The following is a 369-nucleotide window of genomic DNA, read 5'->3' on the forward strand; positions in this document are numbered from 1 at the left end:
GCCCGGGCCGGTGCCGTCCGCACCCTCCGGCGGGTCTTCACGCATGACCAGCAGTGCCGCCGGCACCACCAGCACCACAAACAGCACACTGAACGCCACCAGCGTGGCACGCCAGCCGACCAGCTCGATGCCCAGGGTCAATACGGGCGTCATCACGGCGATACCGGCCATCGAACCGGTGGACAGAAAAAACAGGGCCTTGCCACGCTGGCGGCTGAACCAGTGGCTGATCAACGGCGTCAGCGCCACCGGGCTGGTCAAGGTCAGTCCCACGGAAAGCAGCGGCCCGAACGCAATGGCAAAGCCGACCACCGAAGTGGCCATCACCGACCAGGCAATGGCCACGACGGTAAGCACCGTACCCAGCAA

The 369-nt window shown here is 65.9% G+C and carries 1 protein-coding gene; it reads right to left on the reverse strand.

Annotated elements, in window-relative coordinates; all coding sequences use genetic code 11:
* Positions 1-369 (reverse strand): MFS transporter (locus ASV53_RS24955; protein WP_141226367.1); only part of this gene is annotated, 369 nt, incomplete at both ends.

Source organism: Photobacterium sanguinicancri (genome assembly GCF_002265265.1).
Classification (GTDB): domain Bacteria; phylum Pseudomonadota; class Gammaproteobacteria; order Enterobacterales; family Vibrionaceae; genus Photobacterium; species Photobacterium sanguinicancri.